This is a genomic window from Microbacterium aureliae, from assembly GCF_054780155.1.
In genome coordinates this window covers 195711-221784 of record NZ_BAAGWW010000001.1, presented here as the reverse complement: position 1 = coordinate 221784, position 26074 = coordinate 195711, and the positions used below count along the sequence as shown (strand labels likewise).

Sequence of the window (26074 nt, the reverse complement as noted above, 5' to 3'; positions counted from 1 at the left end):
TTGCCCGCACGAGCGGGACGCATTCCTCCATAGCTCAATTGGCAGAGCAATCGGCTGTTAACCGATAGGTTCTTGGTTCGAGTCCAAGTGGGGGAGCGGAAGGCCCCGAGCTCCACCTCGGGGCTTTTCCATTTCGCGGTGAATGTCCCCCATAAGGCCTACAGACAGCGGAATCGCCGGTCGACATATTCAGAGACATGAGTCGACCTCCCCTCGCATCCGTCATCGTCGCGACCGCCCTCGTCGCCGTCCTCGCAGGCGGAGCCGCGCCCGCCTGGGCCGGCAAACCCTCTGGTGGCAAAGGCGGCAAGGGCGGCTCCGCCCAGACAGCGCCCGCCCCCGCCGCTCCTCCCACCATCTCGGGTACCCGCTTCGCGGTCAACACCGACGCGGCGTCGCTCACCGACCACTGGAATCGCTCGCTGCACGACCTCGCCTCGTCGGGCGGCGAACTCTACTCATCGTGGGGCAGCTACACCGACAACATCGGACCCATCGCGCTGAACTCGCACAGCCTGTCCACCGGCGCGCAGACCCGGCATCTGACCGTGAACGGCGAGGAGCTGGACGCGTTGCGCGTATTCGACGGATCGATCTACACCGCCGACGTGGATCCCAAGGTCGGCTGGACCTCGAACGCGGGCTTCGCCGCCGACCGGGGCGGGGCGTGGGCGTACGCCGCCGCGACGCCGTTCGTCCACGTCTTCGACGTGGCGACGCTGGGAACCGAGATCTTCCTGGCGGGAAGCATCGTCAACCCGAACACGGCCGTATACGGCAGCGCCCCGTATCTTGCGGCCATCAAGAAGTCCGCGGACGGCGGCAAGACCTGGCAGATCGCGAAAGTCCGCTCATCCCAGATCGGCTCGCACGACCAGGACCGCTACTACTGGCTGTCGGTCGCGGGCGGCAAGCTCTACGCGTCGGCGACCGTCGCGGACCAGTACGGTATGCGCAACAAGGTCATGGACGTCTATTCCAACGGCGCCTGGTCGACCCTCACGATGCCGTCGAGCGTGGCCGCCGGCATCCACGACGCGCACACGGTCGTCTCGTTCGGCAGCAAGATCATCGGCAAGGCGGCCAACAACACCGTGTGGGTGTACAACACCGCGGCGACCGGCAAGCCCACGACGCAGTCGGCGACCCTCGGCAGCACCGGCGGGGTGCTCAGCGACTTCTACGTCGACGGCGGCACCGTCTACGCGCTCGTGCGGGCAAACGGGACGACGGCGGACGACACGGTCTACGCGTCCACGGACGGACTCACCTGGTCGGCGGTGATGAACATCGACATCCCCGTGCCCAACTGGTCCTACACGTGGCACGGCGGCTCCATCACCACCGAGATGCGCGGTACGGCGACCAGCCTCGCGGTCGTCGGCGGCGTGTTCTACTTCGGCACCAACATGGGCGACATCTATCGGGCCAAGCGATAGGCGACGCCGGGGGTCGACCGGCCTCGAACGCTGACGATCAGGGTTCGAGGTCGTCGACCCCCGGAGTCCACGCATGCCCGGGCCTGCCCCAGCCGCGCTTGCGCGCGATCTTCTGGGCGGTCTTCCAGTCGCCGTCGCCGATGCGGTCGATGTAGAGCACGCCGTCGAGGTGGTCGAACTCGTGCTGCATGATGCGGGCACGCCAGCCGTCCACCTCGATGCGCACCGGAGCGCCCTCGAGATCCGTGCCGGTGACCAGGACCGCATCGGAGCGACGGAGCGGGAAGCGCTCGCCCGGGAACGAGAGGCACCCCTCGCTCTCTTCGTCCGGGTCGGGGTCGCCGGGCTCGCTCGGCCGCATCCACAACTCGGGATTGAGGATCACCCCGCGCCACGGCGAACCGTCGTCATCCTGGTACGAGTAGGTGAAGATGCGCAGGGCGACGCCCACCTGCGGCGCCGCCAGGCCCACGCCGGGAGCGGCATCCATCGTCTCGAACATGTCCGCCACGAGGCGCCGGATGTCGTCAGTCACCTCGTCGACGGCGACAGCGGGGGAATGGAGGACGGGATCGCCCATGATGCGAATCGGGAGAACGGCCACGCCTTGAGCCTATCGAGCCACCCGGACGGTTAGGGTTCTGTCGTGATCTGGTCGGCGAACGAGTTCGAAGAGGTGGGCGACCAGCTGGTCGGCGCCTTCCAGAACCCCGGCATCCTCATCGGCATCCCCCTTGCACTGCTCGGCGCCGTCTTCATGTCCTTCGGCGCGCAGTACCAGCACCGCGGCGTGCTCAAGGTCGAGGTCCTCAGCGGCTCGGTCGCCAGCCACGGACTGAGCCGCGCGCAGATGCTCCGGCTGCTCTCGCGCCCGTCCTGGGTCATCGGCACGCTCATGCTGGCGTGCGCCATCGTCTGCCAGCTCGCCGCGCTCAGCTTCGCCCCGCTCATCGTGGTCCAGCCGCTGGGAGCGATCGCGCTGGTCGTCACCACGCTGCTCAACGCCCGGATCAGCGGTCACACGCCGACCAAGCGCTCGCTCATCGCGATCGCCGCGTGCGTGGGCGGCATCTTCGTGTTCGTCACGATCGCCGCGCTCTACGCCACCGAGAAGCGCATCAGCAACACCCAGCTGATCACGATCCTCTTGCTGCTGGCCGCCGTCGCCGTCGTCTTCGGCGGATTGTGGGCGTGGCTGCGGCGCCGGATGGGCGCGCTGTTCTACATCATGGCGGCGGGGGTCATCTACGGTTTCGTCGCCACCCTCGCCAAGGTCGTGATCAAGCGTATCCAGGACGGGGACTTCGAGTGGCTCACGCTCGCCTGCCTGGCCGCTCTCATCGCCGGAACCGTCCTCGGGGCGTATTTCGTGCAGACCGCCTACTCCTCGGGCCCGCCGGACCTCGTGATCGCCGGCCTGACCGTGATCGACCCGATGGTCGCCATCCTCATCGGCCTGCTCGTCCTCGGCGAGGCCTCGGGAGCCCCGCTGTGGGCCTACATCGCCTTCGGCGTGGTCGGCGCCATCGCGGTGTGGGGCGTGCTGCAGCTGGCGCGCTACCACCCGCAGATCCTGAGCGACAGTCAGGAGATCCCGATCGCGCGGGGGAGCGATGCCGGCGACGCACCGCACCCGAGCACCGGTTCGCTGCGGGTGACCGAGGCGGTGGCGCGGGTGTGGCCGGAGCCTCCGGTGCGCGACCCCGAGGTCGACGGGCCGGACCGGCGCTGAGGGTCCGCTTTGGCCGTGCTCGCGTGGCCTAGGCTCGTAGGCGAGGGGCGGTGGCCAAGCTGGTCAAGGCAGCGGGCTCATAACCCGACGATCGTGGGTTCAAGTCCCACCCGCCCTACCTCCCGGCGGCGGGTCTGACGGCCCGCCGCCGGTTTCACTGCTCCTGCATCGCCTCGCCGATGTAGGAGTACTTCACGAAGACCTCCGACTCGATCCCCGCCTCGCGGAGCACTCCCTGCACGGCGTCCAGCATGTAGCCGTAGTCCCAGCCCATGTAGAGGTGGTGTGCGTCGTCGAGCCGATCCCACTGCCCGTTCCAGGAGGGGTCGGGGTAGACGGGTCCGCCGCGGCGCGCGCTGAAGGACACCACGGCTTCACGCGAATCGGACCACAGGCGCTTGAACACGCGGTTGAAGAGGTACTTGACGTCCGGAACCTCCCAGTGCTCGCCCCGGTACTCGACATAGGCCCACTCGCGTTGCCAGCCGCGCGGCCAGCCGGCACGCCGCACCGCGTCGAGGATCGGCGTCAGCCCGTCGTCGTCGATGACGCGGCCGCCCGGGCGCGGCCAGATCCGCACGAACTCGTCGCTCAGTCTCGCGCTGCGCTCGGCGATCTTCGCGGTGCTCCACTCCGGCGCGTCGGCGACCGCGCGCGTCAGGCCCACCCCGCTGCGGGCGAACACCCGTGCCTTGTCGGCGAAGGACCGGTCGAAGGCCTCGATCGCGAGGTCCTCCTCGAGGAGCACGAGGTTGCCGAGAGTCCCCGCCACAGCCCGCAGGCTGTTCTGCTCGTCCTCGGTGAGCTCGGCCCACGGCCGCCCCGACCCGCCCTCCCACCCGTCCTGCGGCGCGAGGGGGACCACGTGGTCCACTCCCACGCCGTCCGCCGTGGGGAGCCCGGCGAGCCGCGACAGCACGTAGGCGGGGTGGCGCAGCTCGGAGTACTTCAGCGCCACGCGCACCCGTTCGTCCGACGGCGTGACGCGGGAGACCACCGCGACGAACTCGCCGAAGCCCTCGGCGTACGCCCGGCAGAGGCGGGCGACGAGGCGGTCCGTCCCCACGCCGACCAGCACGCGGCGCAGCAGCATGGACTGCAGCATCCCGAGCAGGGTCGTGAAGTCCTGCCGGGGGAGGCGCCCGAGCTGGTGATCGCGGTAGGCGCGGAGCACCACCGGGTGCATGCTCGTGCCGAAGACCGCGATGCCGGCGAGCTCCGCGGCGATCTCGCCGTCGACCTCGGTCGCGGGATCCAGCAGCGTCCGGTACGCGGCGGCCAGCGCGCGCCACTCGGCGGCGTTGTGCCGCAGTCCGTCCACGTCCAGCCGCGGGAAGCGCTGGCGGAAGGCGTCGTAGACCGTCCTGCCGCCGGTGGGCGGCACGTCGCGGCCGCCGCTCATAATCAGGTAGTGGCGCCAGAACTCGGCGATCGCCTCACCGGTGTCCCGCTCGATCGGGAGCCAGTACTGCTCCTCGACCTCGCGCTGCTCGGCGTGCCCGAGACCCATCAGCACGTAATTGTGGATCAGCTCGTGATCGCGCAGCGGCTCACCGGTGGAATTGAGGCTCTCGAAGATCTGCTGAGCGTTGGCGCCGGCGCCGAGGGTGATGGCGACGTGCTCGAGCTTCTGCAGTCCGCGCCAGATCCGGGGTGCCTCGTCCCGGCCGACCTGGCTGCGGAAGAACGCGTAGTTGTCGGCGAATCTCGACGCCGCGCCCGACGCGCTCGTGGGAGAGAGCACGATGCTCTCGAAGGTCCTCGCCCACGCGGGGTGCGGGCGCAGCTTCGTCCGGGCGGGATCATCCGCCCGCACCAGCACGCGCCGGATCTCGGCGGCGAGTGCCGCGTCGGACTCCGCGACGGTGTGGTGCAGGGCCGCCACGAGCAGCATGAGCGTGGTGGTGCGCTGCTGGCCGTCGATGAGGACGCGCTCGCGCCCGTCGGGCGAGACCGACGAGAGGATCGACCCGATGAAGTGCATGTGCGTCTCGTCGTCATCGGCGACCGCGCGGATGTCGGCGAGAAGCTGCTCGCAGGCGCCGATGTCCCATCGGTACTGCCGCTGATAGACCGGGACGACGATGCTGCCCTCGCCCCCGGCCAGCCAGCCCACGGTGTTCACCGCAGTGGCGTCGACGTTGGTGGCGGTGACGGCTGTGACCATGCTTCGGGGACGTCCTTCGGGGCTCGCGCACGGCGTCTTCGCCGGCCACGGCACGGCCGGGCACGCCGTCGTCGAGTTTAGTCGACGCAGTAGGCTTGCCTGCGCGAGGCCTGTTGAAACGTGCTGGCCCGCTGACCGAAAGGCATGATCCGCATGGGTTACATCAAGTCCGCCGCTCTCGAAGAGACCGGCTTCGTGGTGCTCGATCCGTACACCGAGCCCGTCGACCCCAAGGAGTGGCTCGACCTCGAGTACGTCGACTGGAAGTCTTCGGGTGACACCCGCTTCGCGCCGCTCGCCTCGGCCAAGGGCGAGATCGAGTGCAACGGCTTCTGGAACCACACGCCGCCGCGCACCGACAAGGACGGCGTCTGGATCGACGCGCAGACCGACATCGCCCCGACGCTCACGGCGCGCGCGAAGGAGCCGGGCTCCAACGTCGGCCGCTGCCGCATCATCGAGCTGCAGCCAAACTCGTACGCCGATGCGCTGTACAACCTGCACCAGGACGACAACAACCGGCTGAACCCCGACGGCACCGGCTGGATCGTCCGCGGGTTCTTCAACCTCACCGACGACAAGGACAGCTACTTCGTCCTGCGCGACAACCGCACGGATCCGAGCGTCGAGTACCGGATCGCCCTGCCCGCCGGAGCGCAGCTGATCGTCGACACGCAGCGCCTGTGGCACGCCGTCCACCACACCGGCGACGAGCCGCGCTACTGCCTGATCACCTCGTGGGAATCCGGCCCCGAGCTCGATGCGTACATCGAGAAGTACCACGGTCACCCCACGACGGACTACGTCGAGGTCGACCAGGAGACCCGCGACGCCGGCCAGGCCGAGCAGGCCCGTCGCGACGCGGCACGCGCCGCGTACTACGCCGCCAAGGGCAAGGCCGATCTGCAGGCCATGAGCGAGGCCTGAGCGGCCGATCCACCGACACGCGCCCCGGCTCGCACGGCCGGGGCGCGTGTCGCTTCTTACATGGTTGTGATTCGTGCGCGGGTTCGCGATAATGGGCCCACAACTTCAGCAGTTCGCCACGGGATCCGTGTCAGGTCGTAGGGGAAGACGTACCTGAGGAAACGGAGAAATCATGGCGACAACCCAGGCGCGCGGCGTGATCTTCATCCACTCCGCGCCACGAGCGTTGTGTCCCCACCTGGAGTGGGCGGCAGGACGCGCGCTCGGCCGTGCCGTGAACTTCGACTGGGCCGACCAGCCGGTGCTCACCGGCAGCCGGCGCACGGAGTTCTACTGGGAGGGGCCGGCAGGCACGGGCGCAGCGCTGGCCACCGCCATCCGCGGCTGGGAGCATCTGCGGTTCGAGGTCACCGAAGACCCGACGCCGCGCAGCGACGGCGGGCGCTGGCTGCACACGCCGGGGCTCGGCATCCACTACGCCCAGACGGATGCCGCCGGCAACGTCGTCATCGGCGAGGACCGCATCCGCTACGCGATGGAGGTCGCCGCGGGCGATGCCTTCGAGCTGCAGCGCGAACTGGACGTGGCCCTGGGATCGGCGTGGGACGAGGAGCTGGAGCCGTTCCGCCACGCCGGGGACGACGCGCCCGTGGTCTGGCTGCACAAGGTCGGCTGACCGCACACAGACGTCCAGGCGGGGAGGCGCCGGTACCGACGCTCGGAGGACGATTTCCCGGGCGGCGAGGAAGCGAATCCCCCCTGACACCGCGAGACGCCCCCGGGTTCGACCCGGGGCGTCTCGGCGTGCGGAACGCTCAGACCGAGGTGAAGGCGGCGACGGCGTTGTGCCCGCCGAAGCCGAACGAGTTGCTGATGGCGAGCTGATCGCCCGACCCGAGGTCGGCGGGGCTCCCCGAGATGCGGAAGGGCACGGCGGGATCCTGCGTCGTGATGTTGATCGTCGGCGGAGCCTTGCGGTCTCGGAGGGCAAGGACCGTGAAGATCGCTTCGAGCGCCCCCGTGCCGCCGAGCAGGTGCCCGGTCGAGGCCTTCGTCGCCGAGACGGGGATCTCGTCGATGCGGTCGCCGAAGACGGCCTTGAGCGCCTGGTACTCGTTCGGGTCGCCCACCGGCGTCGACGTGGCATGCGCGTTGATGTGGGTGACGTCGTCGGGGGAGGCTCCCGCCTCCTCCAGCGCCATCCGCACCGCGCGGGCCGCGCCCAGCCCCTCGGGGTCGTTCGCCGTGATGTGGTACGAGTCGGCGGTGACCCCGCCGCCCACGACTGCCGCGTAGATCTTCGCGCCGCGCGCCCGGGCGTGCTCTTCAGTCTCGAGGATGAGGCAGGCCGCCCCCTCGCCCATGACGAAGCCGTCGCGGTCGACGCTGCACGGCCGCGAGGCCGTGGCCGGGTCGTCGTTGCGCCGCGACAGGGCCTGCATCGAGGCGAACGAGGCGACGGTGATGGGGTGGATCGCCGACTCGGTTCCCCCCGCGATGACGACGTCGGCCAACCCGCGACGCAGATGCTCGACGGCGTTGACGATCGACTCGGTGCTCGACGCGCAGGCGCTGGCGACGGTGCGGGCGTAGGCGCGCGCACCGAAGTGCAGGGACAGGTTGCCGGCGGCGGCGTTGGGCATCAGCATCGGCACCGTCATCGGCATGACGCGACGGGGCCCCTTCTCGCGCAGGGTGTCCCACGCGTCGAGGAGGGTCCACACGCCGCCGATCCCGGTGGCGAAGTCGACGCCGAGGCGCTCGGGCTCGACGTCGGGGGCGCCGGCGTCCTCCCAGGCCTCCATGGCCGCGACGAGAGCGAACTGCGAGGCGGGATCCAGCCTCTTGGCCGTGGGCCGGGCCAGGACCTCTTCGGGGCGCACCTTCGCCTCGGCGGCGAAGGTTACCGGCAGCTGATACTGCTCCACCCAGTCGTACTCGAGGCTGCGTGCGCCCGAGGCGCCCTGCAGCAGGGCCGACCAGCTCTCGGGGGCGGTGCCGCCGACCGGGGTGGTCGCGCCGATGCCCGTGACGACGATGCGGGGGGTGCTCATGCGATGGGTTTCCTCGGGGTGGAGCGGAGCGACCGGTGGGGGCTGGTGCCCCCACCGGTGGCACTCACGCCTGGTTGGACGTGATGTAGGTGACGGCGTCGCCGACGGTCTTGAGGTTCTTCACCTCGTCGTCGGGGATGGTGACGCCGAACTTCTCCTCGGCGTTGACGACGATCGTCATCATCGAGATCGAGTCGATGTCGAGGTCGTCGGTGAACGACTTCTCCATCGCGACCTCGTCGGCCGAGATGCCGGTCTCGTCGGTGATGAGCTCGGCGAGTCCGGCGAGGACCTCGTCGTTGGTGAATGCCATGGTTTCTCCTGTTTCTTCGGGGTTCGCGGACCCGGGCGGGCCGGGATTCAGTCTAGGGTCGCCGGTTGCGCCGTCACGGGAGGACCACGACCTGGGCGCCGAACACCAGCCCGGCGCCGAACCCGATCTGCAGGGCGAGACCGCCGCTGAGCTCGGGGTGCTCCTGGAGCAGCCGGTGCGTCGCAAGCGGGATCGAGGCGGCCGAGGTGTTGCCCGTCGTCTCGATGTCGCGGCCGACGACGACCGTCTCGGGCAGGCCGAGCTGCTTGGCGAACTCGTCGATGATGCGCATGTTGGCCTGGTGGGGGACGAACGCGGCGAGATCGGCGGGAGTCACGCCGGCCGCCTCGAGTGCCTGCCGGGCGACCTTCACCATCTCCCACACCGCCCACCGGAAGACCGTGGGGCCCTCCTGGCGCAGGGTCGGCCAGGGGGCGGTGCCGTCGCGGAACTCGGTGAGGGTGTGGTCCATTCCCACCGCATCCGCCTTGGAGCCGTCCGAGCCCCACACGGTCGGTCCGATTCCGGGCGTGTCGCTGGGTCCCACCACGGCGGCGCCGGCGCCGTCGCCGAGCAGGAACGAGATGCTGCGGTCGGCGGGATCGACGATGTCGCTGAGCTTCTCGGTGCCGATGACGAGGGCGTGGTGGGCGGCGCCCGCGCGGATGAGCGCGTCGGCCTGCGCGATGCCGTAGGCGAACCCGGCGCACGCGGCGTTGAGGTCGTACGCCGCGGCAGGGTTGGCCCCGACCCGGTCGGCGACGATGGCGGCGACCGAGGGGGTCTGCTTGGGGTTGCTGATCGTCGCGACGATCACGGCGTCGATTTCCGACGCGGCCAATCCCGAGCTCTCGATCGCCTCGCGGGCGGCGTCGGTGGCCAGATCGATCGCGTCGGTCTCGGCGACCGCGCGCGTACGCGTCACGATGCCGGTCCGCTGGCGGATCCATTCGTCGCTGGAGTCGATGGGCCCGACGAGGTCCTCGTTCGGGACGGCGATCTCACCGCGCGCCGCGCCGTAGGCGAGGATGCGGGTGTGCGCGGCGCCACGCGGCTGGATGAGTGCGGCGGTCATGCGGTCTCCGGTCGTTCGTCGGTGGATCGGGCGAGGTCCCGCGCGGCTGCGAGGTCCTCGGGAGTCTTCACGGCGACCGCGGGTGTTCCGCGCAGCGCCCGCTTGGCCAGGCCCGTCAGCGTCCCGGCGGGCGAGAGCTCGATAAGGCCGTGCACCCCGGCATCCGCGAAGGACGCCATGCACAGGTCCCAGCGGACCGGCGAGGCCACCTGGTCGACCAGCGCGTCGAGGAATGCCTGGCCGCCGGCCACGGCCGCGCCGTCGCGGTTGGTCCAGATGGTGACGTCGGGATCGGCGGGACGGACGGCGGCTGCGGCCTCGCGCAGCACCGCGACGGCCGGCTGCATGTAGCGGGTGTGGAAGGCGCCGGCGACCTGGAGCGGGATGACCCGCGTCGCGGCCGGAGGCTGGGCGGCGAGGGCCGCGAGCGCGTCGAGCGAGCCGGCGGCCACGAGCTGGCCGCCGCCGTTGTAGTTGGCGGGGGTCAGGTCGAGCTCCTCGAGACGCGCGACGACGGCGTCCTGGTCGCCGCCGAGCACGGCGGCCATGCCGGTCGGGGTCGCCGTGGCCGCCTCGGCCATCGCGCGTCCGCGGATGCCCACCAGCCGCAGGGCCTCCTCGTCGGTCAGGATGCCGGCGGCCGCTGCCGCGGCGAACTCGCCCACGGAGTGGCCGGCGACGCCGCCGATGTGGTCGCGCGAGTCCAGCGCATTCCATGACAGCAGGCTCGCCGCGACGATCAGCGGCTGAGCGACCTGGGTGTCGCGGATGCGGTCGGCATCCCACTCGGTGCCCGCGGCGACCAGGTCGACGCCGGCCCACTCGGAGTAGGCGGCCAGCTTGTCCGCGGCTCCCGGCTGCTCGAGCCACGGAGCGAGGAAGCCGGGAGTCTGCGAGCCTTGGCCGGGGAACACCGCGATGATCACCCATCCATCCTGCCAAGGATCGACCGGGCGCTTCTGGCGACTCCCTCACAGAAATGGGCGGTTCGTTTGTCGCTACCGCACTAAACGCGCGGCATGTCGCGCGGGTGGCTCAGGCCAGCGCGGAGGCCGGCTGCCGCCGCGACGGGGCCGTCCGGCGGCGTGTCGCGTCAGAGCCGATCGACCCCAGGATCAGCGCGGTCTGCAGGATGAGGGCCTCGCGGGGACCGGTGGCATCCCAGCCGATCACCTCGGAGACCCTCTTCAACCGGTAGCGGACGGTGTTCGGGTGCACGAAGAGCTCCCGAGCGGTGGCTTCCAGCGAGCGCCCGTTGTCGAGGTAGCTCCACAGGGTGGCCACGAGGTCTGCGCTGTGCGCCTGCAGCGGACGGTAGATGCGCTCCACCAGCGTCTGCTTGGCGAGGGGGTCGCCCGCCATCGCCCGCTCCGGCAGCAGGTCGTCGGCTTCGACCGGCCGCGGCGCGTGGCGCCACGATCGCGCGACGGCGAACCCGGCCAGGGCCGCGCGGGCGCTCTGGCCGGCCTCCACGAGCGCCGGCACGGCGGGACCGAGCACGAGGTGCCCGCTGCCGAAGCCGGGCTCCAGCCGCTTGGCGATCTCGGTGAACGGCAGCTCGCCGGCCGAGTCGTCCTTCGCGGCGGTCTCGGAGCGCCCGACGACGAGCACGAGCCGGGAGCCCTGGACGCCGATGAGGACGTCCGCCCCGAGCTTGCGGGCGGTCCGGCGCAGCTGGTCGACGTCGAACTGCGGGGGAGTGGTCCCCACCAGCACCGCGCACTCGCCGTGGCCGTGCCAGCCGAGGGCGGCGATGCGGCTGGGGAGCTCCTCGTCGGCCTCGCCGGTGAGGATCGAGTCGACCACGAGGGCTTCGAGGCGTGCATCCCACAGCCCCCGCGCCTCGGCGGCGCGGGCGTAGACGTCTGCGGCGGCGAAGGCCACCTCACGCGAGTACAGCAGGATGGCCTCGCGCAGCGATTCGCCCTTGCCGGTGACGCGCTCCTCGGTGACCTCGACGGTCACGCGGATGAGCTGCAGCGTCTGGGTCAGGCTGACGCTGCGCAGCAGCTCGCGGGGAGCGGCGGCGAAGATGTCGGCGGCGATCCACGGCGTGGATCCGGGATCGTCGTACCACTGGATGAAAGAGGTGATGCCCGCCTGGGCCACCAGCCCGACGGCGGAGCGTCGGGCCGGTGGCATCTCGGCGTACCACGGAAGGGTGTCCTCGAGCCGCTTGATGGTGACCGTCGCCAGGTCACCCGAGATGCGTCGCAGCCAGGCGAGCGTCTCGGCCTTGTCCATCGGGGCCGGAGAGGCGGGCATCGCGTCGATCAGCTCTCGCCGCCCGCATTCCCGCTGGTGCCGGCGGTCACGTCGTGCAGCCGGTACTTCTCGATCGCCTGCGCGGCGAGCGACCGGTCGACGGTGCCTTCGGCGGCCAGCGCCTGCAGCGTCCGCACCACGATCGACGGGCCGTCGATCTTGAAGTAGCGGCGGGCCGCGGCGCGCGTGTCCGAGAAGCCGAAGCCGTCGGCGCCGAGGGTGACGAACTGGTGCTGCACCCACGGGCGGATCTGGTCCTGGACGGCGTGCATGAAGTCGCTGACGGCCACCACGGGACCCGGCGTGCCGGCGAGCTTCTGCGTGATGTAGGCCGTGCGGGGCTCCTCATCCGGATGCAGGAAGTTGTGCTCGTCGGCGGCCAGGCCGTCGCGGCGCAGCTCGGTCCAGGACGTCACCGACCACACGTCGGCGTGGACGCCCCAGTCGTCGCGCAGCAGCTGCTGGGCTTCCAGCGCCCACGGCACGCCCACGCCGGAGGCGAGGATCTGCGCACGCGGTCCGTCGCCCTCGGGCGACGAGATCCGGTGGATGCCGCGGAGGATGCCGTCGACGTCCACGCCCTCGGGCTCGGCGGGCTGCACGATCGGCTCGTTGTACACCGTGAGGTAGTACATGACGTTCGGGTCGGGGTGCGTGCCGCCGTACATCCGCTCGATGCCGTCGCGGACGATGTGGGCGATCTCGTACCCGTAGGCGGGGTCGTACGACACCGTCGCGGGGTTGGTGGAGGCCAGCAGCTGCGAGTGGCCGTCCGCGTGCTGCAGCCCCTCTCCGGTCAGCGTGGTGCGCCCGGCGGTCGCCCCGATGATGAACCCGCGGGCCATCTGGTCGCCGGCGGCCCACTGCGCGTCACCGGTGCGCTGGAAGCCGAACATCGAGTAGAAGACGTAGACCGGGATGAGCGGCTCGCCGTGGGTGGAGTATGAAGTGCCGGTGGCGGTGAAGGCCGCGACGGCCCCGGCCTCATTGATGCCGACGTGCATGATCTGCCCCTGCGGGCTCTCTTTGTACGCCAGGAGCAGCTCGCGGTCGACCGAGGTGTAGTTCTGGCCGTGCGGGTTGTAGATCTTCGCCGTCGGGAAGTAGGCGTCCATGCCGAAGGTGCGCGCCTCGTCCGGGATGATCGGGACGATGCGGTGACCGAAGTCCTTGGCCCGCAGCAGATCCTTCAGCAGGCGGACGAACGCCATCGTGGTGGCGATCTCCTGCGTGCCCGAGCCCTTCTTGGGCAGTGCGTACGCGGCGTCGCCCGGCAGCTCCAGCCCGACGTGGTGCGAGCGCCGCTCGGGCAGGAAGCCGCCGAGCGCGCGGCGGCGCTCGAGCATGTACTGGATGGTCTCGTCCTGGTCGCCCGGGTGGTAGTAGGGCGGCTCGTACGGGTTCTCTTCGAGCTGCTCGTCCGTGATCGGGATGCGCATCGAGTCCCGGAAGTGCTTGAGGTCCTCGAGCGTCATCTTCTTCATCTGGTGCGTCGCGTTGCGCCCCTCGAAGTGGTGGCCGAGGCCGTAGCCCTTGATGGTCTTGGCGAGGATGACCGTCGGCTGTCCCTTGTGCTCGACGGCCGTCTTGTAGGCGGCGTAGACCTTCTGGTAGTCCAGCCCGCCTCGGCGGAGCTTGCCCCAGATGTCCTCGTCCGACCAGGTCTCGACCAGCTTCGCGGTGCGCTCGTCCCGACCGAAGAAGTGGTCGCGGATGAACCCGCCGTCCTCGGCCCGGTAGGTCTGGAAGTCGCCGTCGGGGGTGGTGTTCATGAGGCGCACCAGGGCGCCGTCGACGTCCTGCGACAGCAGCTCGTCCCAGCCGCGGCCCCACACGACCTTGATGACGTTCCAGCCCGCGCCGCGGAAGAAGCTCTCGAGCTCCTGGATGATCTTGCCGTTGCCGCGCACCGGCCCGTCGAGGCGCTGCAGGTTGCAGTTCACCACGAAGGTCAGGTTGTCCAGTCCTTCGTTGGCGGCGACCTGCAGCTGGCCGCGGCTCTCGACCTCGTCCATCTCGCCGTCGCCGAGGAAGGCCCAAACGTGGGAGGACGACAGATCCTTGATGCCGCGGTTGGTGAGGTACTTGTTCGTCATCGCCTGGTAGATGGCGTTGATCGGTCCGATGCCCATCGACACCGTGGGGAACTGCCAGTACTCGGGCATGAGGCGCGGGTGCGGGTAGGACGGGATTCCTTCGGGAGCCTTCGACTTCTCCTGGCGGAAGCCGTCCAGCTGCGCCGCGCTGAGGCGACCCTCGAGGAACGAGCGCGCATAGATGCCGGGGGAGGCGTGCCCCTGGATGAACACCTGGTCGCCGCCGTTGGGGTCGTCGAGCCCGCGGAAGAAGTGGTTGAAGCCGACTTCGTAGAGCGACGCCGACGAGGCGTACGTGGAGATGTGCCCGCCGACGCCGATGCCGGGGCGCTGGGCGCGGTGGACCGTCAAGGCGGCGTTCCACCGGATCCAGCGCCGGTACCGGCGCTCGAGCTCCTCGTCGCCCGGGAACTCGGGCTCGCGATCGGGGGTGATCGTGTTGATGTAATCCGTCGTGGGTACCTGCGGCACGTTCAGCTGCAGGTCGTGCGAGGACTGCAGCAGGCTGAGCATGATCTCGCGGCCGCGGCCGCGGCCCTTGGCCTGGACGAGCTGCTGGAGGGACTCCTGCCACTCGGCGGTCTCTTCGGGATCGCTGTCGAGGGGTTCCTGCGAGTACGGATCCTGATCGTTGACAGTCACAGAAGACCTTTCGTCGTCTGGCAGATCGTGCCAGGGAATCGCAACAGGTGGGGCCGATCGTTGTTCACGCCGGACAACACACCGCCCCCCAGCCTACCCAGTCGGCGGGCTCGCCGAGGCCCGGAGCCGTCATCCTCGTAGACTGAGCGGCGGGGGCCTTTAGCTCAGCTGGTAGAGCGCCACGTTTACACCGTGGATGTCGTCGGTTCGATCCCGGCAGGGCCCACTCCGGCACAAGCGCGCGGCGGGTAGGTTTGATCGCGTGAAAGCCAGCCCCGCAGACCAGCGCCGACTCGTCGACCTCGCCGACCTGGACACCCGCATCACTCGGGCCGACCACGCGCGCTCGCACCCGCCTCAGGCCGAGCGCGTCAAGGAGCTGCTGGCCGAGCGGCAGCGGCTCTCGCAGGAGCTGACCTCGCGCCAGGGCGCGCGGGACGACCTGCGCGCGGAGCTCGCGCGGATCGAATCCGACGTGGCCGTGGTGGATGCGCGATCCGCGCGTGACGCCCAGCGGCTGGCCGCGTCGTCCAACCCGAAGGAGGCGCAGGGGTTCGAGAGCGAGCTCGCGGCGCTCGCCCGACGCAAGAGCGCTCTCGAGGATGCCGAGCTCGAGGTGATGGAGAACCTCGAGACCGCGGAGCGCGCCGTCGCCGAGCAGGAGGCGCTCATCGCCGACACCAACGCCGAGGGCGCGCGGCTGAGCGCGGACGGCAAGAAGGCCGTCGCCGAGGCGCAGGCCGCCCACGACGCGGCCACTCGCGATCGCGAAGCGGTCGCCGCGCAGGTGCCCGGTGACCTGCTCGCCCTCTACGAGCGACTGGCGTCGCGGGGGACCGGAGCCGCGCTCCTCGTGCAGCGCACGTGCGAAGGCTGCCGGATGATGCTCTCGGGCACGGACCTGGGGACGATGCGGCAGGCGGCCGACGACGACGTGCTGTTCTGCCCCGAGTGCGGCTGCGTGCTCGTGCGCACCGAAGAATCGGGGCTGTGAGGGCACTCCGGCTCCCGCGGGCCGGGCGTGGCTGAACCGCACCGCTCCCCGGCCGCCGAGGTCACGGTCGTCCTCGCACCCACCGAGGACGGCGTCGATCTGGTCGACGTGCTCGCGGACGGCACGGGCGGGGCGCGCCGGGCCGTGACAGGGGAGGCCCTCGCCGAGGCGGTGGCGCGGCGCGAGAGCGCCGGCCCGGTGCGCTGGGTGTGGGCCGACACCGCGTCGATCTATCCACGCCTGCTCGCCGACGGCGTCCGCGTGGCGCGCTGCCACGACCTGAGGTCCGGCCAGGCCATCCTGCGCTGGCCCGATCGCGCGGATGCCGCGCCGCACGTCGCGGACCGATGGGAAGCGCCCGCGACGGCGGGGACGCCGTCCGACGCGACTCTGTTCGAGTGGGACGGCGAGGGTGCACGACGACCGTCCGGGGCGGACGTGCTCATCGCCGAGTTCTCGCGTCAGCGCGCCGTCGTCTCGTCGTCCTCCTCACCGGGCGCGCTCCGGCTGCTGCTCGCGGCCGAATCCGCATCGGCACTCGTGGCTGCCGAGATGTCGGCCGCGGGCATCCCGTGGGACGCGACCGAGCACGACCGGATCCTCGTGGACGTGCTCGGATCCCGCGGGCCGGGCGGCATCCCTGCACGGATCTCCCAGAGCGCGGCCGCCGTGCGCGACGCCCTCGGCCAGCCCGATGCGCAGCTCGACTCCCCGCCGCAGCTGCTGCGCGCCCTGCATCGCGCGGGGGTGTTCACGCGGTCGACGAGCAAGTGGGAGCTGCGGGAGCACCGGCATCCGGTCGTGGAACCCCTGCTGGAGTACAAGCGCCTCACGCGGCTGCTTTCGGCGAACGGCTGGACGTGGCTGGACACGTGGGTCCGTGGCGGCCGATTCCGGCCGGTGTACATCCCGGGCGGCGTGGTGACGGGCCGATGGGCGTCGGCGGGCGGAGGGGCGCTGCAGATCCCGCGACTGCTTCGGGAGGCGGTCCGCGCCGACGACGGCTGGCTCATCGTCAGTGCCGACGTGGCCCAGCTGGAGCCGCGGGTCCTGGCCGCGATGAGCGGCGATCTCGCCCTGGCGCGCGCCGCCCGCGGCCGGGATCTCTACGAGGGCATCGTCCGCTCCACGCCCCTCCGCACCCGCGCCGAGGCGAAGATCGCGATGCTGGGAGCGATGTACGGGGCCACGAGCGGTGCCTCGGGGCGTCTGGTCCCGCACCTCCGGCGCTCCTTCCCCCGCGCGATGGCGCTGGTGGACGGCGCCGCGACCCGCGGCGAACGCGGTGAAGCGGTCTCGACGCTGCTGGGCCGCACGACCCCGCCCGCGTCCCTTCCTTCGGCATCCGATCACGGGGCCCCCGGCGAGCGGGCCGCTGCGCAGGCGCGGGAGCGCGGGCGCTTCACACGCAACTTCATCGTGCAGGGGACGGCCGCGGAGTGGGCGGCCGCCTGGCTCGCCGACCTGCGCGGCCGCCTGCACGCCCTGCCCCTCGCCACCGTAGAGGCCACCGCCTCGGGGCCGGTCTTCTCGCGGCGGGCGCACCTTGCATACTTCCTGCACGACGAGGTGCTCATCCACGCGCCGGCCGAGCACGCCGAGGCCGCGGCCGAAGCCGTGCGCGCCGCCGCCGACACCGCGGGCCGCCTGCTCTTCGGGGACTTCCCGCTCGATTTCCCCGTCGAGGTCCGCATCGGTGCGTCCGCCGGCGGCGCGTGAGGCCAATTGCGCGCCGCTAGAATCGACCACGCGAATGGGTCGGCTGGACGGTCGCGTCGCCCACGGCACGTGGGCGCCGAGGAACGTCCGGGCTCCACAGGGCAGGGCGGTGGGTAACACCCACCCGGAGCGATCCGCGAGACAGTGCCACAGAGAGCAGACCGCCGCGGCCTCGCCGCGGTAAGGGTGAAAGGGCGGTGTAAGAGACCACCGGGATCGTGGTGACACGATCCGCACGGCAAACCTCGCCCGGAGCAAGGCCAGACAGGGGATGACGACGCGGCCCGCCGAGTCCCCGGGTAGGCCGCTGGAGCGGCACGGCAACGTGTCGCCGAGAGAGATGACCGTCCACGGGGCTCCGGCCCTCGGACAGAACCCGGCGTACAGGCCGGCCCATTCGCCCCTCAGGCCGTGTCGTCGCGCAGCGCCCCCGCGCCCAGGAGCGACAGTGCCGCCGCGCCGATGATCCCGGCGTTGTTGCGGTGGACCGCCGGGACGATGGGCGTGTTCAGATCGAGCAGCGGCAGGAACTTGTCGGCGTGCTTGGACACGCCGCCGCCCACGATGAACAGATCGGGGCTGAACAGGAACTCGACGTACCGGTAGTACCACTGCAGGCGCGCCGCCCAGTCCTCCCACGACAGCTGCTCGCGCTCCATCGCTGAGTAGGCGGAGTACGTCTCGGCGTCACCGTCGTGCTGCGCGCGCTGCAGGTGCCCCAGCTCGGAGTTGGGGATCAGGATGCCCTCGTGCAGCAGGGCCGATCCGATGCCGGTCCCCAGGGTGGTGAGGATGATCAGGCCGTCGCGACCCTTCGCTGCGCCGTACTGAAGCTCGGCGATGCCGGCCACGTCGGCGTCGTTTGCGAAGTGGATGTCGCGGCCGAGCCCCTCCTCGAAGAACCGCTCGGCCTCGAACCCGATCCAGGCCTTCGACACGTTCGCGGCCGAGAGCGTGCGGCCGTGCTTGACGATGGCGGGGAAGGCCACGCCGAGGGGCACGGCTGGATCGGTGACGCCGAGACGCTCCAGGACACCGCGCACGGCATCCAGCACGTCGGCCGGCTCCGCCCCGCGGGGCGTGGCCACCTTGATGCGGTCCGAGATCAGCTCGCCCTTGGCGAGGTCGACCAGCCCGGCCTTGATCCCCGTCCCGCCGATGTCGACTCCGACAGCCTGCGTCGCCTCACTAGCCATGATCGACAGCCTAGTCAGCGCGGGGCGCTCCCTCAGTAGGATCGGAGCACCGGAGCCGACGAGGGACCTGGGAGGAACCGTGACCACCGACAGCGAGAAGTACTGGTACAACCTGACGACGGGACAGGTCGAGCGCGGATTCGCGTCTCCGGCTGTCGACCGCGCCGGTCCCTTCGACACCGAGGAGGAGGCGGCCGACGCGCCGCGCCTCATGCGCGAACGCTCCCGGGCGTGGGCCGAGGACGACGCCCGCGATGACGCCTGGCCGGCGCGCGGCTCGTCGTCGGGCCCCGCCGACGCCGACCAGTAGTCTGGCTGGAGCCGGCCCGGGAGAGGATGCAATGGACAAGCAGCGTGACTTCGTGCTTCGGACGATCGAGGAACGGGGCGTGAAGTTCGTCCGCCTGTGGTTCACCGACGTCATCGGCACGCTCAAGTCCGTCGCGATCGCCCCCGCCGAGGTCGAGGGCGCGTTCGCGGAGGGTCTCGGATTCGACGGCTCCGCCATCGAGGGCCTGACCCGCTCCTACGAGTCGGATCTGCTGGCCCACCCCGACCCGACGACGTTCCAGACCCTCCCGTGGCGGGGCGAGATCGACCCCACCGCCCGCATGTTCTGCGACATCACCACCCCGGACGGGCAGCCGGCGGTGGCCGATCCCCGTAACGTCCTCAAGCGCACGCTGGCGCGCGCCGCCGACGCCGGCTTCACCTTCTACACCCACCCCGAGATCGAGTTCTACCTGCTGAAGTCCTCGGCCTACGGCCCCGAGGGGCCGATCCCCGTGGACTCCGCCGGATACTTCGACAACGTCCCCGGTGGCACCGCGCACGACTTCCGCCGGCGCTCGGTCCGGATGCTGGAGGACCTCGGCATCTCGGTGGAGTTCAGCCACCACGAGGGCGGCCCCGGCCAGAACGAGATCGATCTGCGCTACGCCGATGCGCTGGCCACGGCCGACAACATCATGACCTTCCGCACGGTCATCAAAGAGGTGGCCATCGAGCAGGGCGTGTACGCGACGTTCATGCCCAAGCCGCTCGGCGGGCAGCCCGGCAGCGGCATGCACACCCACATGTCGCTGTTCGAGGGCGACGTCAACGCGTTCTACGAAGAGGGCGCGCAGTACCAGCTGTCCAAGACCGGACGGCACTTCATCGCCGGCCTGCTCCGCCACGCGAACGAGATGGCGGCGGTGACCAACCAGTTCGTCAACTCCTACAAGCGGATCTGGGGCGGCGACGAGGCGCCGAGCTTCATCTGCTGGGGCCACAACAACCGGTCGGCGCTCGTCCGGGTGCCGATGTACAAGCCGAACAAGGGCCAGTCCACGCGCGTGGAGTACCGCGGGCTCGACTCCGCCGCCAACCCCTACCTCGCCTACGCCCTCCTCTTGGCCGCGGGGCTCAAGGGCATCGAAGAGGAGTACGAGCTGCCCCTCGAGGCCGAGGACAATGTGTGGTCGCTGACGGATGCCGAGCGTCGCGCGCTCGGCTACGCGCCGCTCCCCGCGAGCCTCGACCATGCCCTGGAGTACATGGAGGACTCCGAGCTGGTGGCCGAGACGCTGGGGGAGCAGGTGTTCAACTACGTGCTGCTGAACAAGCGGCGCGAATGGCAGCAGTACCGCTCCCAGGTCACGCCCTTCGAGCTGAAGAGCAACCTCGAGATGCTCTGAGCCGATCCCATGTCGGCGTCGGACCGCTCCACCTCGCTCACCGGCCTGGCGCGCCTGGGCTTCAGCTCCCTCGGCGAGGCGGACGCCCTGCTCGACGAGCTCGCCGGCACGCTCTCGCTCGATCGCGATGAGCTCGCCCTGCGGGCCTCGGACACCGCGGACCCCGATGCCGCGCTGACGGCCGTGGTCCGCATCGCCCGGCGGGACGCCGCCGCCGTCGGCGGGATACACGAAGACGACGCCGGCTGGCGGGCACTGTGGGCACTGGTGGGCGCCTCCTCCGGCTTCGCGGACTTCTTCTTCCGGCATCCGGACGAGATCGCTTCGCTGCGCGGCGCCGGCGCGGCGTTGCCCGACGAGGATGAGCTCCGCTCGACGATGCTCGATTCGGTCGCCGCCGTCGAAGGCTTCGCGGCCACCGGCGGCGAGGAGGCCTGGGTGGCGCTGCGGGTACGGTACCGCAGGCTGCTCGCGCGCATCGCGGGCTACGACCTGCTCAGCCCCTCGCCGGTGGACGAGCTCCCGGGGGTCGCCGCCGCGCTGGCCGACCTCGCCGGAGCGGCGCTCGAGGCATCGCTCGCCGTCGCCCGCACGCGCGTGTCGCGGGGCGTTCCGGGGGTGGGCGCCTGCCCGCGCGAGCAGGTCGCCGCCACGGCGCTGTCGATCATCGGGATGGGCAAGACCGGGGCGCGCGAGCTGAACTACGTCAGCGACGTCGACGTCATCTTCGTCGCCGGCGCCGCCGCTGCCGCTCCCGAGGACCTCGACGACGCACGCGTCGTCGACATCGCCACGCGGCTGGCGATGCAGACGATGCGAGGGATCTCGGGAGTCGAGATCGAGCCGCCGCTATGGGAGGTGGACGCGAACCTGCGTCCCGAGGGAAAGCAGGGCGCGCTGGTGCGCACCCTCGAGTCCCATCTGTCCTATTACGACCGATGGGCCAAGAGCTGGGAGTTCCAGGCCCTGCTGAAAGCCCGACCGCTGGCGGGCGACCCGCAGCTGGGCGCCGACTACGTCCGTGCGGTCCAGCCGAAGGTGTGGACCAGCGCGGCCCGCGAGAACTTCGTCGATTCCGTCCAGCGCATGCGCGAGCGGGTCACCGAGCACATCCCCGCCGAGGACGTCCCGTATCAGCTGAAGCTCGGCCCGGGCGGCATCCGGGACATCGAGTTCACCGTGCAGCTCCTGCAGCTCGTGCACGGACTGAGCGACGACCGCATCCGCCAGCGCGGGACGCTCGAGGCGCTGGACGCGCTGGTCGCCGAGGGGTACATCGGCCGCAGCGAGGCGGCCGCATTCGCCCGGCACTACCGTGTGCTGCGGCTGCTCGAGCACCGCGTGCAGCTGCGGTCGCTGCGCCGCACCCACCTGATGCCGGCCCGGCCGGAGGACCGGCGCGTGCTCGCCCGCGCAAGCGGCCTGGCGCCGTCCGGCGATGAGGTGTGGCAGCTGTGGGAGGCGACCAAGCGCGAGGTGCGCGACATCCACGTCCGCCTGTTCTACCGTCCCCTGCTCTCGGCCGTCGCCGCCCTCCCCGCCGACGAGCGAGTGCTGTCCACCGAGCAGGCCCACGACCGTCTGGCCGCCATCGGCTTCGCCGACCCGAACGGGGCTCTCCGCCACATCGGGGCTCTCACCAGCGGCATCAGCCGCAAGGCCACGATCCAGCGTCACCTGATGCCCGTCATGATCCGCTGGTTCGCCGACGGCGTCGACCCCGACTACGGACTCATCGCCTTCCGCCGGCTGAGCGAGCGTCTGGGCAGCACCCCGTGGTTCCTGCGCATGCTGCGGGACTCCTCCGGCGCCGCCGAGAGCCTCACCCGCGTGCTGTCGGGCTCGCGCTACGTCGGCGAGCTGATGGAGTGGATCCCGGAGTCCGCGGCCTGGCTCGACGACGAGGAGCTGCTGCAGCCGAGATCCGGTGCGGCGCTGCAGCAGGAGGCGCGGGCGATCCAGACGCGGCACTCCGGGATGACCGAGGCGATGCGGGCCGTCCGCGCGCTCCGGCGGCGGGAGCTGCTGCGCGTGGCGATGGCGGGGATCCTCGGCAGCATCACGATCGAGCAGATCGCGGATGCGCTGACGACCATCACCGAGGTGACGATCCAGGCGGCGCTGCGGGCGGTGCGGCGCGAGGTGGTGCCGCCCGAGGACGACGACCTCGACTTCTCGGTCATCGCGATGGGACGCTTCGGCGGGCGCGAACTCGGCTTCGGATCGGATGCCGACGTCATGTACGTCTACCGGGCGAACTCGGTCGACCCCGAGCGCGCGGCGCGGCTCGCGCTGCAGATCGTCTCGGAGCTGCGCAATCAGTCCGAGGATCACCGCGTCCCGCTCGACCTCGACGCGGACCTGCGTCCGGAGGGCCGGAGCGGTCCGCTCGTACGATCGCTCGAGAGCTACGAGGCGTACTACCGGCGCTGGTCGCTGTCGTGGGAGGCGCAGGCCCTGCTGCGTGCGCGGGGCGTCGCCGGCAGCGTCAAGCTCATCGACGCCTTCACCGAGCTGGCTGACGAAGTCCGCTTCCCCGTCGCGGCGGACCCGCAGGGGCTGCGCGAGATCAAGAGGATCAAGGCGCGCGTCGAGAACGAGCGCCTGCCGCAGGGCGCCGACCCCGCGCGCCACCTGAAGCTCGGCCCCGGCTCGCTCTCGGACGTGGAGTGGCTCGTGCAGATCCTGCAGCTCCAGCACGCGCACCGGGTGCCCGGCATGCGGACCACCTCGACGATCGCGGCGCTGCGCGCGGCTCAGGCCGAGGGACTCCTCCCCGCTCCGGCCGCCGACCTGCTGGCCGAGTCCTGGCGGCTCTCGAGCAGGCTCCGCTCCGCCAACACCCTGCTCTCGGGGCAGACCAGCGACGTCCTGCCCTCCGATCGCGCGCGGCTGGACGGCATCGGGAGGCTGCTCGGCTACCCGCCCCGTTCGGCGACGCGCGTCGAGGAGGACTATTTCGGGGCCACCCGGCGCGCGCGCCGCGTCTTCGAGAAGCTCTTCTACGGCTGACGCAACGCGAAGAGGCTCCGGACGGGAATCCGTCCGGAGCCTCTTCGCGTGGTCGCGGCGCGATCAGACCCCGAAGTACAGCTCGTACTCGAACGGGTGCGGGCGCTGGGCCATCGGCTGGATCTCGTTCTCGATCTTGTACTCGATCCACGTCTCGATGAGCTCGGGCGTGAAGACGTTCCCGCGCGTGAGGAACTCGTTGTCCGCGCGGAGGGCCTCGAGGGAGTCCAGCAGCGAGTTCGGCACCTGCGGGATGTTCTTGGCCTCCTCGGGCGGCAGCTCGTAGAGGTCCTTGTCCACCGGCTCGTGCGGCTCGATGCGGTTGATGATGCCGTCGATGCCGGCCATCAGCTGTGCCGCGAAGGCCAGGTAGGGGTTCCCCGATGCGTCCGGCGCGCGGAACTCGATGCGCTTGGCCTTCGGGTTGGTGCCGGTGATCGGGATGCGGATGGCAGCCGAGCGGTTGCCCGCCGAGTACACCAGGTTGACCGGCGCCTCGAAGCCCTTCACCAGGCGGTGGTAGCTGTTGAGGGTGGGGTTGGTGAAGGCCAGGACCGCGGGGGCGTGTGCCAGGATGCCGCCGATGTACCAGCGGGCGACGTCGGACAGGCCGCCGTAGCCCTTCTCGTCGTAGAACAGCGGCTTGCCGTCGTTCCACAGCGACTGGTGGGTGTGCATGCCCGAGCCGTTGTCCCCGAAGAGCGGCTTGGGCATGAAGGTCGCGACCTTGCCCCACTGCTCGGCGGTGTTCTTGACGATGTACTTGAACTTCAGGATGTCGTCCGCCGCGTGGACCATCGTGTCGAAGCGGTAGTTGATCTCGGCCTGGCCGCCGGTGCCCACCTCGTGGTGTGCGCGCTCGAGGTGGAGGCCGGCCTCGATGAGCTTGAGGCTGATGTCGTCGCGCAGGTCAGCCTGCTTGTCGACGGGCGAGACGGGGAAGTAGCCGCCCTTGAAGGGGGTCTTGTTGGCGAGGTTCCCGCCCTCTTCGACGCGACCGGTGTTCCACGCACCCTCTTCGGAGTCCACCGAGTAGAAGCTGGCGTTCTGCTTCACCTCGTAGCGGACGTCGTCGAAGATGTAGAACTCGGCCTCGGGTGCGAAGAACGCGGTGTCGGCGATGCCGGTGGAGGCGAGGTACTTCTCCGCCTTCTTGGCGACCTGACGCGGGTCCTTGGAGTAGATCTCGCCGTTGCGCGGGTTGTAGATGTCGAAGACCATGATGAGGGTCTTCGCCTCGCGGAACGGGTCGATGTAGGCCGTCGAGACATCCGGGATGAGCTGCATGTCCGACTCGTGGATGTTGGCGAAGCCCCGGATGGAGGAGCCGTCGAACAACTGGCCGACGGTGAAGAACTCCTCGTCGACGGTGGCTGCCGGGATGTTGAAGTGCTGCTGCACACCAGGAAGATCCGTGAAGCGGATGTCGAGGAACTTCACGTCCTCGTCCTTGATGAACTTCAGCACCTCGGATGAATCACTGAACATGAACTCTCCAGAGGTAGGGCATCGGGAACTGCCGCTCGCAGGGCGAGCATGTCAGGCACGGTACCGCGGGCCCGTTGCCCGACAGTGACACCATTGTTTCCGGCATGTTACACGCCGCTGGTTAGGCTGGAACGGTGAGCGACAGCGTGCAGCAGTATCCCGGCGAACGTCTCGGGATGCCGCGTGAAGGCGCCGGGTCCCTCGCACGGGTCGGTCGGCGCGTCGCCGCGCTCTTCCTCGACTACGGGGCGGCGTACCTGCTGTCGGGATTCTTCGGCTGGGACGCTCTGGCGATCCTCACCATCTTCGCGATCATCCAGATCGTGTTCATCCCGACGCTCCAGGGAAGCCCCGGCCATCGCCTGTTCGGCATGCGGCTCGTGCGCCTCGACGGCGCGTGGACGGGCCTGTGGCGGCCCATCCTGCGGACGCTGCTGCTGATCCTCGTCATCCCCGCGTTGATCTGGGACGCCGATCAGCGGGGTCTGCACGACAAGGCGGCAGGAACGGTGCTCATCCGCTCCTGACGGCCGATCAGCGCGGGCGCGGGGCGCGGACCTTCGTCGGGTCGATGCCCTTGGGGATCGGCAGCGAGGCGAGCGACTGCGACACCGAGTCGACGCGACGGATGACGGCCGCCATCGTGGCGCGATCGATCTTCTTCGGAAGCGACTTGATGGTCGACGCGAGCTTGTCGATCGTCACCTCGTCCTCACCGTGACCGACGTAGAACACGTGCACGGGGACGCCTGCGGCCACGCGCTGGACCTTCGAGCGCTCATCGGCGACGAGCCGGGTCAGCCGCCCGCGCGCGCCTTCGCCCACGATGACGACCCCGCCGCGCCCGATCGCGCGGTAGACCGCCTCCTGCGTCTTGGGGTTGATCCCCACGGGCATCTCACTGGACTGCCACTTACGGCCGAGGGACGTCGACAGGACGTGACCGGTGGCTCCCGGCATCCCGTCGATCTTCTTGTACATCGCCAGCGTCGACAGGCGCGTCATCGTCATGAGCGAGGCCAGGATGCCCAGCATGAGGCCCGTGATACCCCACAGCACGACGCTCCACGGCTGGACCGGGGGGAGGAGGAACCCGAGGCCGACGCCGAGCGCGATGCCGGCCAGCAGGACGGCGATCAGCAGGAAGGGCAGCCAGCGATATTCCTTCTGGGTGAAGGTGTAGAGCGTGCGGATCTGCGAGAAGAAGCCGGGGCGCTTCTCGGGGGAGGTGGTGCGGGCTGCCATGCCGACAAGCCTACCTTTCAACCGGTCCCGC

The 26074-nt window shown here is 70.4% G+C and carries 21 protein-coding genes, 3 tRNA genes and 1 other RNA gene; 14 read left to right on the top strand and 11 right to left on the bottom strand.

All coding sequences use genetic code 11. The features are described from left to right. Positions 1–23: 23 nt before the first annotated feature. Both ACYVF4_RS01090 and ACYVF4_RS01085 read left to right on the top strand, forming a co-directional pair. A tRNA-Asn gene (locus ACYVF4_RS01090) sits at positions 24–96 on the top strand. Between the two features lie 101 nt (positions 97–197). Then, entirely contained in the window at positions 198–1439 is a 1242-nt protein-coding gene (locus tag ACYVF4_RS01085; RefSeq protein ID WP_460718892.1) for a hypothetical protein, read from the top strand. A 37-nt stretch (positions 1440–1476) separates the two neighbouring features. Here the strand turns inward: ACYVF4_RS01085 and def are convergent, their stop codons facing one another. Then, positions 1477–2043: a peptide deformylase gene (def, locus tag ACYVF4_RS01080; RefSeq protein ID WP_460718890.1), complete on the bottom strand. Its 567-nt coding sequence runs from the start codon at positions 2041–2043 to the stop codon at positions 1477–1479. 45 nt (positions 2044–2088) lie between these two features. On the opposite strand from def, the gene ACYVF4_RS01075 reads away from it, so the two are divergent. Next, complete coding sequence (locus ACYVF4_RS01075; RefSeq protein WP_460720709.1) at positions 2089–3171, top strand: DMT family transporter; 1083 nt, start codon at positions 2089–2091, stop codon at positions 3169–3171. Between the two features lie 44 nt (positions 3172–3215). Next, positions 3216–3289, top strand: a tRNA-Ile gene (locus tag ACYVF4_RS01070). A 36-nt stretch (positions 3290–3325) separates the two neighbouring features. On the opposite strand, the gene ACYVF4_RS01065 is transcribed toward ACYVF4_RS01070, so the two are convergent. Then, positions 3326–5338 carry a DUF262 domain-containing protein gene (locus tag ACYVF4_RS01065; RefSeq protein WP_460718888.1) on the bottom strand — a complete coding sequence of 671 codons (2013 nt, stop codon included), beginning with the start codon at positions 5336–5338 and terminating at the stop codon, positions 3326–3328. 153 nt (positions 5339–5491) lie between these two features. On the opposite strand from ACYVF4_RS01065, the gene ACYVF4_RS01060 reads away from it, so the two are divergent. Together ACYVF4_RS01060 and ACYVF4_RS01055 are read left to right on the top strand one after the other, a co-directional pair. Next, a complete protein-coding gene (locus ACYVF4_RS01060; protein WP_460718886.1) occupies positions 5492–6265 on the top strand; it encodes a hypothetical protein in 774 nt (257 codons plus the stop codon). Between the two features lie 172 nt (positions 6266–6437). After that, a complete protein-coding gene (locus ACYVF4_RS01055) occupies positions 6438–6941 on the top strand; it encodes a DUF3145 domain-containing protein (RefSeq protein ID WP_460718884.1) in 504 nt (167 codons plus the stop codon). A gap of 139 nt (positions 6942–7080) precedes the next feature. Here ACYVF4_RS01055 and ACYVF4_RS01050 read toward each other — a convergent pair whose 3' ends face one another. From ACYVF4_RS01050 to aceE, 6 genes are all read right to left on the bottom strand, one after another. Further along, a complete protein-coding gene (locus tag ACYVF4_RS01050; protein ID WP_460718882.1) occupies positions 7081–8319 on the bottom strand; it encodes a beta-ketoacyl-[acyl-carrier-protein] synthase family protein in 1239 nt (412 codons plus the stop codon). A gap of 64 nt (positions 8320–8383) precedes the next feature. Then, positions 8384–8632, bottom strand: a complete 249-nt coding sequence (locus ACYVF4_RS01045) for an acyl carrier protein (protein WP_322409028.1) — start codon at positions 8630–8632, stop codon at positions 8384–8386. 73 nt (positions 8633–8705) lie between these two features. Next, positions 8706–9707 (bottom strand): beta-ketoacyl-ACP synthase III, encoded by a 1002-nt coding sequence (locus ACYVF4_RS01040; RefSeq protein ID WP_460718880.1) that lies wholly within the window; start codon positions 9705–9707, stop codon positions 8706–8708. Continuing rightward, entirely contained in the window at positions 9704–10633 is a 930-nt protein-coding gene (locus tag ACYVF4_RS01035; protein WP_460718878.1) for an ACP S-malonyltransferase, read from the bottom strand. The genes ACYVF4_RS01040 and ACYVF4_RS01035 overlap by 4 nt, the downstream gene beginning before the upstream one ends. 109 nt (positions 10634–10742) lie before the next feature. After that, complete coding sequence (locus tag ACYVF4_RS01030; protein ID WP_460718876.1) at positions 10743–11972, bottom strand: PucR family transcriptional regulator; 1230 nt, start codon at positions 11970–11972, stop codon at positions 10743–10745. A gap of 8 nt (positions 11973–11980) precedes the next feature. Continuing rightward, positions 11981–14710 (bottom strand): pyruvate dehydrogenase (acetyl-transferring), homodimeric type, encoded by a 2730-nt coding sequence (gene aceE, locus ACYVF4_RS01025; RefSeq protein WP_460718874.1) that lies wholly within the window; start codon positions 14708–14710, stop codon positions 11981–11983. Between the two features lie 153 nt (positions 14711–14863). Here aceE and ACYVF4_RS01020 point away from each other — a divergent pair. From ACYVF4_RS01020 to rnpB, 4 genes are all read left to right on the top strand, one after another. Further along, a tRNA-Val gene (locus ACYVF4_RS01020) sits at positions 14864–14936 on the top strand. Between the two features lie 36 nt (positions 14937–14972). Continuing rightward, a complete protein-coding gene (locus ACYVF4_RS01015) occupies positions 14973–15704 on the top strand; it encodes a zinc ribbon domain-containing protein (RefSeq protein ID WP_460718872.1) in 732 nt (243 codons plus the stop codon). Positions 15705–15731: 27 nt separating this feature from the next. Next, positions 15732–17423: a bifunctional 3'-5' exonuclease/DNA polymerase gene (locus tag ACYVF4_RS01010; RefSeq protein ID WP_460718870.1), complete on the top strand. Its 1692-nt coding sequence runs from the start codon at positions 15732–15734 to the stop codon at positions 17421–17423. Positions 17424–17458: 35 nt separating this feature from the next. After that, an RNA gene (gene rnpB, locus ACYVF4_RS01005) (RNase P RNA component class A) lies at positions 17459–17823 on the top strand. A 4-nt stretch (positions 17824–17827) separates the two neighbouring features. Here rnpB and ppgK read toward each other — a convergent pair. Further along, entirely contained in the window at positions 17828–18619 is a 792-nt protein-coding gene (gene ppgK / locus ACYVF4_RS01000) for a polyphosphate--glucose phosphotransferase (protein ID WP_460718868.1), read from the bottom strand. 79 nt (positions 18620–18698) lie between these two features. On the opposite strand from ppgK, the gene ACYVF4_RS00995 reads away from it, so the two are divergent. The 3 genes from ACYVF4_RS00995 to ACYVF4_RS00985 are packed head-to-tail and all read left to right on the top strand — an operon-like array spanning position 18699 to position 23310. After that, complete coding sequence (locus ACYVF4_RS00995) at positions 18699–18929, top strand: SPOR domain-containing protein (protein WP_460718866.1); 231 nt, start codon at positions 18699–18701, stop codon at positions 18927–18929. A gap of 31 nt (positions 18930–18960) precedes the next feature. Continuing rightward, the gene (gene glnA / locus ACYVF4_RS00990) at positions 18961–20298 is read left to right on the top strand and encodes a type I glutamate--ammonia ligase (protein WP_460718864.1); all 1338 of its coding nucleotides are present in this window, start codon (positions 18961–18963) and stop codon (positions 20296–20298) included. Between the two features lie 9 nt (positions 20299–20307). After that, the gene (locus ACYVF4_RS00985) at positions 20308–23310 is read left to right on the top strand and encodes a bifunctional [glutamine synthetase] adenylyltransferase/[glutamine synthetase]-adenylyl-L-tyrosine phosphorylase (protein ID WP_460718862.1); all 3003 of its coding nucleotides are present in this window, start codon (positions 20308–20310) and stop codon (positions 23308–23310) included. Between the two features lie 63 nt (positions 23311–23373). Here ACYVF4_RS00985 and glnA (ACYVF4_RS00980) read toward each other — a convergent pair whose 3' ends face one another. Further along, entirely contained in the window at positions 23374–24798 is a 1425-nt protein-coding gene (glnA, locus tag ACYVF4_RS00980) for a type I glutamate--ammonia ligase (RefSeq protein ID WP_460718860.1), read from the bottom strand. Positions 24799–24974: 176 nt separating this feature from the next. On the opposite strand from glnA (ACYVF4_RS00980), the gene ACYVF4_RS00975 reads away from it, so the two are divergent. Next, positions 24975–25325, top strand: coding sequence for an RDD family protein (locus tag ACYVF4_RS00975; protein WP_460720707.1), 351 nt, complete (start codon positions 24975–24977; stop codon positions 25323–25325). A gap of 7 nt (positions 25326–25332) precedes the next feature. Here ACYVF4_RS00975 and ACYVF4_RS00970 read toward each other — a convergent pair whose 3' ends face one another. Beyond that, on the bottom strand, positions 25333–26043 hold the full coding sequence (locus ACYVF4_RS00970; protein WP_460718858.1) for a DUF4191 domain-containing protein: 711 nt from the start codon (positions 26041–26043) through the stop codon (positions 25333–25335). Positions 26044–26074 lie beyond the last annotated feature (31 nt).